10 protein-coding genes and 1 pseudogene are annotated in these 10,177 nt (G+C 32.5%); all 11 read left to right on the forward strand.

Features of this window, described 5'->3' with window-relative positions; all coding sequences use genetic code 11:
• Nucleotides 1-259, forward strand: a pseudogene (locus P8M54_RS02120) (hypothetical protein); the annotation flags it as partial.
• A gap of 11 nt (nt 260-270) precedes the next feature.
• Nucleotides 271-1,425, forward strand: coding sequence for a glycosyltransferase (locus P8M54_RS02125; RefSeq protein WP_300284520.1), 1,155 nt, complete (start codon nt 271-273; stop codon nt 1,423-1,425).
• Nucleotides 1,426-1,497: 72 nt separating this feature from the next.
• Nucleotides 1,498-2,595 carry a glycosyltransferase family 4 protein gene (locus tag P8M54_RS02130; RefSeq protein WP_300284523.1) on the forward strand — a complete coding sequence of 366 codons (1,098 nt, stop codon included), beginning with the start codon at nt 1,498-1,500 and terminating at the stop codon, nt 2,593-2,595.
• Nucleotides 2,592-3,695: a glycosyltransferase gene (locus tag P8M54_RS02135; protein ID WP_300284526.1), complete on the forward strand. Its 1,104-nt coding sequence runs from the start codon at nt 2,592-2,594 to the stop codon at nt 3,693-3,695. Before P8M54_RS02130 ends, P8M54_RS02135 begins: the two co-directional genes overlap by 4 nt.
• Complete coding sequence (locus P8M54_RS02140; RefSeq protein WP_300284528.1) at nt 3,682-4,221, forward strand: DapH/DapD/GlmU-related protein; 540 nt, start codon at nt 3,682-3,684, stop codon at nt 4,219-4,221. The genes P8M54_RS02135 and P8M54_RS02140 overlap by 14 nt, the downstream gene beginning before the upstream one ends.
• A gap of 45 nt (nt 4,222-4,266) precedes the next feature.
• Entirely contained in the window at nt 4,267-5,361 is a 1,095-nt protein-coding gene (locus P8M54_RS02145) for an EpsG family protein (RefSeq protein ID WP_300284531.1), read from the forward strand.
• Nucleotides 5,362-5,363: 2 nt separating this feature from the next.
• Nucleotides 5,364-6,245 carry a glycosyltransferase family A protein gene (locus tag P8M54_RS02150; RefSeq protein WP_300284534.1) on the forward strand — a complete coding sequence of 294 codons (882 nt, stop codon included), beginning with the start codon at nt 5,364-5,366 and terminating at the stop codon, nt 6,243-6,245.
• Nucleotides 6,246-6,248: 3 nt separating this feature from the next.
• Nucleotides 6,249-7,343 carry a glycosyltransferase gene (locus P8M54_RS02155; RefSeq protein WP_300284537.1) on the forward strand — a complete coding sequence of 365 codons (1,095 nt, stop codon included), beginning with the start codon at nt 6,249-6,251 and terminating at the stop codon, nt 7,341-7,343.
• On the forward strand, nt 7,330-8,496 hold the full coding sequence (locus tag P8M54_RS02160; RefSeq protein WP_300284539.1) for a glycosyltransferase family 4 protein: 1,167 nt from the start codon (nt 7,330-7,332) through the stop codon (nt 8,494-8,496). Before P8M54_RS02155 ends, P8M54_RS02160 begins: the two co-directional genes overlap by 14 nt.
• A gap of 198 nt (nt 8,497-8,694) precedes the next feature.
• On the forward strand, nt 8,695-9,798 hold the full coding sequence (locus P8M54_RS02165; RefSeq protein WP_300284542.1) for an acyltransferase: 1,104 nt from the start codon (nt 8,695-8,697) through the stop codon (nt 9,796-9,798).
• Nucleotides 9,799-9,865: 67 nt separating this feature from the next.
• Nucleotides 9,866-10,177 (forward strand): sugar transferase (locus tag P8M54_RS02170; protein WP_300284545.1); only part of this gene is annotated, 312 nt, incomplete at its 3' end.

Here is a 10,177-nt window from a genome sequence, read left to right on the forward strand (position 1 = left end):
AGCACAGCAAATGGGTTGTGTGCCAGTCGCTATGGATTCCTTTGGATCGCTACACGATATTATTGAACACGAATTTAATGGCTTCATTGTTACGAACCATGATCTTATTGGGTATGCAAAGCAGCTGCAATTATTAATTGATAATGTCGAATTAAGACAAACGATGGCTTGGAATGCAGTGCAGAGCAGTTCAAAGTTTTCAGCAGATAAAATAGGTACACAATGGCTACAACTTTTTCAAGAAATTCATAAAAATTAATTTAATTGTTAATGTTAAAAAAGAAAATTCTATTTGTAATTGACTCTTTAGATTGTGGTGGTGCTGAGAAAAGTTTGGTAACGCTATTAAAGTTTATTGATTATGACCAGTTTGAAGTTGAGCTAAGATTACATAGTAGAGGCGGCCTATTCGAGAAATTAGTTCCTTCAGAAGTTTCAGTACGTACTGTCGAAATAGATAAAGGCTGGCTTGGATTTAACTTCATAGTAGCGCGATTATTTTTCTTTTTATTGCGATGTTTCAATAAAAACAAACACAGCTCGCAGTTGTATTGGCGGTCTTTCAAAAATTGTCATAAAGTTCTCGAAAAATCGTTTGATATTGCCATCGCTTATGGTCAAGGATTTTCTACCTATTATGTAGCTGATAAAGTAAGTGCGGCATTTAAATACAGTTGGTTGAATAATGATTACATAAAAGCAGGATATGATTTGTCGTACGATGTCCCGTTTTACAATCAATTTAAGACCATCGTCGTGGTTTCTGACGAAAATGAAGAGGTTTTTAAAAAATGTTATACAGCGGCAGGATTCAATTTTTCAACGATTGTCATAAGGGATATTGTAGATGAGGTTGAAATATTTAAAAAGGCCAGTTTATCTGTTGATTTGATAAAAAATCAATCGGTATTTTCAATCACTACAGTCGGGAGGTTAACCCCACAAAAAGGGTTGAATTTAGCAATTGAAGCTTGTAAGATTTTAGTGGATCATGGAAAAGATATTGTTTGGTATGTAGTTGGAGAAGGGGAAGAAAGGAATGTACTGCAAGAGCTCATTATAAAAAAGGGTTTATCAGAAAATTTCATTTTGTTAGGATTAAAAGATAATCCCTATCCCTATGTGTTTCAATCTGATTTGTATGTTCAATCATCTATTTACGAAGGCTTATGTATTACTTTAATCGAGGCCAAATTATTACAAAAGCCTATAGTTACCACTAATTTCCCTAGCGCTTATGGGATCATTGAACAGGATAAAACAGGAATAATTTGCGAAATGAATGCTGTGGCTATTGCCCAGTCAATAGCCAAATTTATGGAGGACAGCAGTTTTATGTCAGCTATTGTTGCTCATACAAAAATGGATAAAAATAGTGATAAAGAGGTCTCTCTCGAAAGGTTCAAAAAACTAGTACAACATTAAAGTTGTTTTTCAAGGATAGAAGACCTCCTTTTACTCGTCGAGCAATACTTCCTATTTAAAAGTAAAATAAAAGTGAAATTATTATATGTAACTAATGCTGTTCACGGCTCCGGAGGTTTGGAAAGAGTTTTATCCATTAAAGCAAGTGGGCTCGCAGACAAGTTTGGTTATGAAGTGACAATAATGACTCTCAACTCTTTTGGGGAGCCCTTGTTTTATGCTTTTAATAAAAAAGTTCAATTTTATGATGTAGCTGTTGGAGGTCAATCTATACAATATATAAAAGAGTATATTATAGGAGTACGAGACGTTATTAAAAAAGTAGAGCCTGACATAATTTGTGTCTGCGATGATGGTTTAAAAGGTTTTTTTATGCCAATAATTGTAGGAACGAAAAAACCTATTATCTATGAGAGGCATGTCTCGAAAGAAATAGAAATGCATCATGACGGTTCTTTTTTTCGAAAATGCAGAACAAGAGCAAAGTGGTTAGTAATGGAACTTCTGGCTAAAAAATTCACCTTTTTTATTGTTTTAACTGAGGGGAATAAAAAGGAGTGGACTAGCCTTAAAAATATAAGAGTAATAGCAAATCCTTTATCGTTTTATCCTGAGCAATCGAGTACTCTTGATCATAAAAAAGTAATTGCTGTTGGCAAGCAAAGTTATCAAAAAGGGTACGACCTTTTGCTTCAAGCTTGGCAGCTAGTGATTAAAAAACATCCAAGCTGGAATTTAGATATTTATGGTAAAAAAGAAGAGGACATAGGCTTAGAAAAATTTGTCGTTCAGCTAGATCTAAAATCCTCTGTTTCTTTTCACGATCCTGAAAAAGACATTGAAAAAAAGTACCTAGAGTCTGCACTTTATGTCATGTCTTCTCGATATGAAGGTTTCGGTATGGTATTAATTGAAGCTATGGCATGTGGATTGCCCTGCGTCTCTTTTAATTGTAACTATGGACCTTCGGATATCATAGCAAACGGAATTGACGGTTTTCTTGTGGAGCAAAAGAATTATAAACAATTAGCCGAAAAAATAATTCTTTTAATCGACAACGAAACTTTACGCAAGGAAATGGGAGCTAGAGCGAAGCAGAATGTGATACGATACCTGCCGGAAACTATTTTAAATGAATGGGATAATTTGTTTAAAGAAATAATCAAATGAAACAGATTGTTATTTTAGTAGATCAACTGCATAGTGTGGGCGGTATTGAGCGACTTGTAGTTATGAAAGCGAATTATTGGGCAGCTATTTTTGGGTATTCCGTAACTATCATTAGTACTGAGCAAAGACAGCAACCCTTTGCTTATGAGTTATCAGATCAGGTTCGGTTTGTTGATTTAGCAATTAATTATGATAGAAGTAAAAGCTATTTTAAATCCAAAAACATTTTTAAATTCGTACGAAATATTAAAAAATTAAGAAATGAATTAAAAGTAATTCAGCCTGATTTTATCATTGTAGCTTCCCACATACCAATAACTTATTGTGTTAATTTTTTCAAAGGAAATGCTAAAACAATAAAAGAATTTCATTTTAGTAAATACAATCAAACAGATAATTTTAAAAGTAAATTAGAAAACATTCTATATGATGCATATAATTATTTAGTTGTTTTAAGTCCAGAAGAGCAAAGTTTTAGTAAGTCTGCCAAAACAGTAGTAATAGCCAACCCGATAACAAGTAATTCGCTTTTAAACTGTAAAGATCAAAAAAAAGATAATAAAGCTATTTTTTTAGGCAGGATCGCACCTGTTAAAAATATTGAAGATTTAATCTACATTTGGAGCGAATTTATTAAAGAAAAATCAGATTGGATTTTAGAAATTTATGGTGCAGATACTGATGAATATGCAAAAAGCTTAAAGCAAAAAGTACTTAATCTGAATTTGACTCAATCTATTATTTTTATGGGGGAAACTAAAGAAACTAGCGCTAAGCTTGAAGAAGCTAAGGTGTTATTACTTACCTCCCACCACGAATGTTTTCCGCTAGTTATCTTAGAGGCATTAGCTTTGGCAGTGCCGGTATTTAGTTATAATTGCCCAACTGGTCCAAGAAATATTCTTACTGATCGTTATGATGGAAGATTGATTGCTAATAAAAACAGAGAACAATTTGTTGCTGCTTTGACTGATTTTGCAAACAACGAATCGCACCAAAGACTTTTAAGTCAAAATGCAGTACAAACTGCAAATAATTATTCGATATTCAATATAATGAAACTTTGGAACACTAAAATTTTTAAAAATGACCTTTCTTAGATATTTGATTTATTTTCCATTACTTATTCGATTTTATCTTAGCAATCAAAAAGATTTAATAATCAAGGACTTAAATACAGAGGAGAAGGCCTTCGATATAAATACTTGTAAAGTCTTCATTCATAGAATTGCTGTTGATAAATATTTTAGATCTCTATTTTATTTTAGAACCCAAGGTTTTATTACAAATGTTTTTAGAGTTTTTTATCCTAAAGAAAAGTATTTCATAATTGATATATATTCTAAAATTGGTGGAGGAGTTAAGTTGGCTCATCCTTATGCCACAATTATAAATGCAGAGAGTATAGGTGAGAATTTGTATATTAGTCATTTAGTCACCATTGGGGAAAAGAACGGCAAAAGACCAATTATTGGTAATAATGTTGCACTTCACGCCAATTGTTGCATTATTGGTGGTATCACAATAGGAAATAATGTAGTTGTAGGTGCAGGCACTGTTGTGACAAAAGATATTCCTGATGGGGTTACAGTAGTAGCTGCTGCAACAAGATTTTTGCAAAAATAATACCAATGATTGTGCCTTTCCTTTTTATAAAACTTATTTTTTTTTATGATTGATTTTATTCCAATTGAATATTATAATCTGTTTTATTATAATTTTTTATTACTCATTGTGTTATTTACGTGGATTAATGCTTTTGGTACTCCAATTACGGCAATAAAAAATTTAAAAAATAAGCATATTTTAGGTTATTTCATCTTAATCGTGATAATTGTTTATATGGGGTTTAGACCCATAAGTTTTGTATTTGGCGATATGGGAGCCTACTCAAGGTCATTTGCTAGTTTCGCTGATGGAATTCCTTTGGGATTAGGAGGTGATTTAGGTTTTAATTTCTTCATGATGCTTTGTGCAAAAGTCATGACTGTGAATTTCTTTTTTTTTGTTTGTTCCTCCCTTTACATTCTTCCACTGTATTTAGCCTCCAAGAAGTTGTTTCAAGAATATTGGTTTTATAGTTTTTTTATTTTAATATGTTCTTTTTCATTTTGGTCCTATGGTACTAACGGAATTCGAAATGGTTTGGCGACTTCAATAATGCTGCTAGCTTTAGCGTATTCCAATAAGAAAATAGTGATGGTCGCTTTAATGTTTGTTGCGATCTCTTTTCACAAATCTTTGGCGCTACCTGTAGCGGCCTATTTGTTCACTCTCTTTTTTAAAGACAGTAAAAAAATTTTATATTTTTGGATTTTATGTATTCCTATATCTATAGCCGCAGGAGGCTTTTTTGAGTCTTTATTTGCAAGCTTAGGATTTGATGATGAACGAATTAGTTATTTGACGTCCGGTAATATCAATAATGACGATTTTAGTAGTACTGGTTTTCGTTGGGATTTTTTGATTTATAGCGCTTTGCCAGTTTATGCTGGTTGGTATTTTATTTTTAAAAGAAAATATAAAGATATAATGTACGCGCAACTCTTCAATATTTATTTGATAACAAATGGATTTTGGATTTTAGTTATTAGGGCTAACTTTTCTAATCGATTCGCTTACTTATCATGGTTTATGATGGGAATTGTGATAATATATCCATTATTGAAAAAACAATTTTTTAAAAACCAACATAAAGTATTGGGGACAGTTCTTGCACTCTATTTTTCTTTTACCTATATTATGAATGTAATTCTTACACAATAGATATGATTAAAAAATTAACTGTATTTACATCTACTTTTAATAGAGCCTATTGTTTGCATCAAGTATACGATAGTTTGTGTAGGCAGACTTCAAAAGACTTTGAGTGGCTCGTCATCGATGACGGCTCTACAGATCAAACCCGGAATTTAGTTGCACAATGGATAGCGGAAGATGTTATACAAATAATTTATCACTATAAAGAGAATGGTGGCATGCACACTGGTCATAACAAGGCCTATGAACTAATACAAACAGAGTTCAATGTATGTATTGATTCTGATGATTTTATGCCTGATGATGCCGTCGAAATAATTATTAAAGAGACGGCTAATCTAGACCCTCAATATTCAGGTATTATAGGGCTCGATGCAACTAAGGACCGTACGATTATAGGTACAAAAATCCCGGATTATCTTACACACTGTAAATTGAATGAACTCTATAGTAAACACGGAGTTAAAGGAGATAAAAAGCTTGTATATAGATCGTCAATTACTGCAAAATACCCAGCATATCCCGAGTTCAAAGGCGAAAAATTTGTACCCTTGGATTATAAATGTCTCTTGATAGATCAAGATTATGATTTAAAACCTGTTAATGAAATATTGTGTATTGTTGAGTATCAGCTAGATGGTTCAACATTAAATATTTTCAAGCAGTATCGAAAGAATCCTAGGGGTTTTGCTGTATCGAGACAAAGTAGAATTTTATATGGGAGTAGCTTCCAAGAACGATTTAAAAATGCAGTTCACCTAGTTTCTTCTTTTCTTTTTGTAAAGGATAGAGCGTTATTCAAACAAACTGGAAAACCGATTCTTGTTTTTCTAGCCTTCCCTTTTGGGTTACTTTTAAATTTATATGTTCGAATTAAAACACAATCTTAGCAGGTGAAGATTTTACAAATTATAAATAGCTTAGCTACCGGTGGAGCAGAAAAACTACTTTTAGAAACGCTCCCGCTGTATAAAGAAAAGGGATTGCAAATGGATGTGCTCGTTCTTAATGGTACCAATCATCCCTTCTTACAAGCTTTGAAAGAATTAAACTGCTGTACGATCTATTCATTAGGGGCGCATTCTGTTTACAATCCTCTTTATATCATTAAAATAATACCTTATCTTAAAAAGTACGAATTAATTCATGTGCATCTTTTTCCAGCTCAGTATTGGGTAGTTTTTGCAAAAGCAATCGGTTTTTCGAAAGTTAAGTTAATATTTACCGAGCACAATAGCAGTAACAGAAGATTGACAAATCGTTTGTTTCGAATTATTGACAGGATGGTCTATAGGTTTTACCAACAAGTTGTATGTATCAGTTCAGAAATTCAATCGATTATACACCTACATACTGACGCCCCAATTGTTAAATTGCCAATTATAAAAAACGGCGTTAATTTGTCAGCAATAAAACAAGCGAAAGCAATTGAACGCAATCAAATTGATAAAAATCTTACTGAATTAGATACAATCATTATCCAAGTAGCAGGATTTAGAGAACAAAAAGACCAGGCCACTTTAATACGTTCTTTGACTCATTTGCCTTCTGAAGTTAAATTACTTTTAGTAGGTGAAGGAGCTGTAAAAAACGAATGTGAAAGTTTAGTCCAGTCATTAGGACTGCAGGAACGAATATTATTTTTAGGTTTACGAATGGATGTACCACAACTGCTAAAGTCAGCTGATGTTATTGTTCTTTCCTCCAAATATGAAGGGTTATCTTTATCGAGCATTGAAGGAATGGCTTCTGAGAGACCTTTTGTAGCCTCGGATGTCCCAGGACTTTCAGAGGTTGTAAAAGGAGCAGGAGTTCTTTTTCCTGTTGGTGATGAAATCGCGCTCGCTCGTGAAATTTCAAAATTATTGAAAGACTCGGATTATTTTGAAGCAGTTGTTACTGCTTGCCTAGAACGAGCAGCAGCTTATGATATAACTATTATGGTCGATAAACATATAGATTTATACAAACGTCTTGCAAAAAGTTAAAATCATCCGTACCGCTACAATAGCTATGTCCCTTGATTTTTTATTGAAAGGGCAATTATCCTTTTTGAATAATCACTATGAAGTAGTGGCTGTTTCAGGAGCAGATACCCATTTAGAAAATGTTGCGAACAGAGAGGGAGTGCGAACGGTAGCAATACCTATGCAACGAGCAATTAGACCCTTCCATGATATGATTTCATTATGGAAATTGTATCAGCTATTTCGTACCGAAAAGCCTCAAATTGTTCATTCGATTACCCCTAAGGCAGGTCTTTTATCCATGCTAGCTGCCTATTTTGCGGGTGTTCCCATACGAGTACATACCTTTACGGGTTTAATTTTTCCCTCTAAAGTGGGATCGATGCAAAAGTTATTAATTTTTATGGATAAGCTGCTATGCAAGTGTGCAACACACGTTTACCCAGAAGGTCAAGGCGTTAAGAATGATTTAGTTTACTATAAAATTACTAGCAAACCTTTGAAGTTCTTAGCCAATGGTAATATAAATGGTATCGATACTGACTATTTTAATAGTCAGGAAGTATCATTCAATCAAATACAAGAGCTCAAGAATAGCATAGGAATTCATACTGCCGATTTTGTTTTTATTTTTGTGGGTCGTTTGGTTACTGATAAAGGAATAAATGAATTAGTTGCTGCTTTTGATCAGCTTTCCAAAATAAAATCGAACGTAAAACTACTATTAGTAGGCCCAAAAGAGTCGGATTTAGATCCATTGCTTTCAAGTACATTGGAGACCTTACAATCAAATCGTTCCATAATTGAAGTTGGATTTCAACCGGATGTTCGTTCTTATTATGCTATTGCAAATGCTTTTGTTTTTCCTAGCTATCGCGAAGGTTTTCCTAATGTAGTACTACAAGCAGGTGCGATGGGTTTGCCAACTATTGTAACTGATATTAGTGGTTGTAATGAAATAATTAAAAATGGAAAGAACGGTTTAGTTATTCCCGTTAAAAACGAAAAGGCAATTTTAGAAGCAATGAAACAAATGATAGAAGATACTATTCTTAGAAATAAGCTACAGGAACGTATTCGACCAATAATTGTCTCTCACTACAGTCAACAGTTCGTTTGGGATGCTGCTTTGGAGGAATATGAAGTTATTGTTAAGGATATCAAAATTAATTAGAGATTTAAAAATGTAATTGGTCATTAAGTAATATTTTAAATTTTAATAGTTACAATAAAACTTTGTTTAAATAAACACGATTGTATAAAGTAAATGGTAAAAGTATTAAGTAAGGTGTTTTTATGTTTTTGTGATAGGTAGCTATCTCAATATTTACCTTTTTTATTTTACTTGCAAAATATATTTAATAAGAATTTTATGAAATTAAACTATATTGATGTTTTAAGAGGCATAGCAATTCTAGGTGTTCTGATGGTTCATTGTGGTCAATATGGGAATAATGCTTTTCTACCTGTAACCATCGTATCTATTATTGGTAATGGAGCTAACGGTGTGCAACTTTTTTACATTGCCAGTGCATTTACATTGTTTCTCTCGATGAATAGGAGAAATGAACAAGAAAAGTATCCTAAGTTTAATTTTTTTATTCGTCGTTTTTTTAGAATTGCTCCACTTTATTATGTTGGTATTTTTTATTATTTGTGGCAAGATGGATTTGGATCAAGATATTGGCTTGGTGACCAAGAGTTAGTAACCACTTCAAATATTTTATCAAATATTTTTTTTGTTCATGGTTTTAATCCCTATTGGATGAACAGTGTGGTGCCAGGTGGCTGGTCTATAGCAGTGGAGATGCTTTTTTATTGCATCGCTCCTTTGCTTTTTGTTAAAATTAAAAACGTTAGAGTAGCTTATCTTTTTGTACTAGTTACACTTGTCCTTCGACTTGTTCTTGATATTTTATTGCATAAAATTCACATCATTGAGAGTGATAGACTATGGAATGAATATTTATTTTTTTATTTTCCTAGCCAGATGCCTATCTTCGCTTTAGGTATTTTCTTTTATTATATTGTAAAAGAAGGATACAATATTAAAATAGCTCCATCATCGCTCCTGCTGACTTCTTTTCTATTGATACTACATATTATTGGTTTTTCATTACTACCATCCTATTTTATATTTGGAATCGTTTTTGTCTTGTTCGGAATTGCAATAAGTAAAATAAATTATAAGATTTTAGAGAATCCAGTATTGCTCTATATAGGGAAAGTTAGTTACAGTATGTATTTGGTTCATTTTGGAGTTTTGTATTGGTTAACAAAATTTGATGTAGTTGATTTTATTGTAGTAAATAATTCTATTTCTGCTATCATAAATTATTGTTTAAGATTTGTTGTTCTAATCAGTCTATCGATATTGTTTTCTACTATTTCCTATCAGCTTATTGAGTTACCTGGTCAAAGAATAGGTCAAAGGATTATTCATAAACTAAGAAAAAATGAAAGTTCCATCATTTAAAAATTTACAGCGCATTTGTAATCTATATTATTAATTTTTTATTTACTAAAACAAACAATTGACAAAAATGTATCCCTATTTCTTGAAGAGAATACTTGATTTAATAATTTCGATATCTGGATTACTTTTTTTAAGTCCAGTTTTTTTGATTGTTACTTTGGGTCTATTTTTTGCGAATGCGGGAAAGCCTTTTTTCTTTCAGTTACGACCGGGTAAAAACGGAAAAATTTTTAAAATTGTAAAGTTTAAGACCATGAACGATAAAAAAGATAGCGCTGGTACCTTATTATCAGACGCAGAAAGACTACATAAAATTGGTAGTTTTGTTCGTAAAACATCCTTAGATGAAATTCCGCAGCTATTAAATGTTATAACGGGC

The organism is Flavobacterium sp. (assembly GCF_029242675.1).
GTDB lineage: Bacteria > Bacteroidota > Bacteroidia > Flavobacteriales > Flavobacteriaceae > Flavobacterium.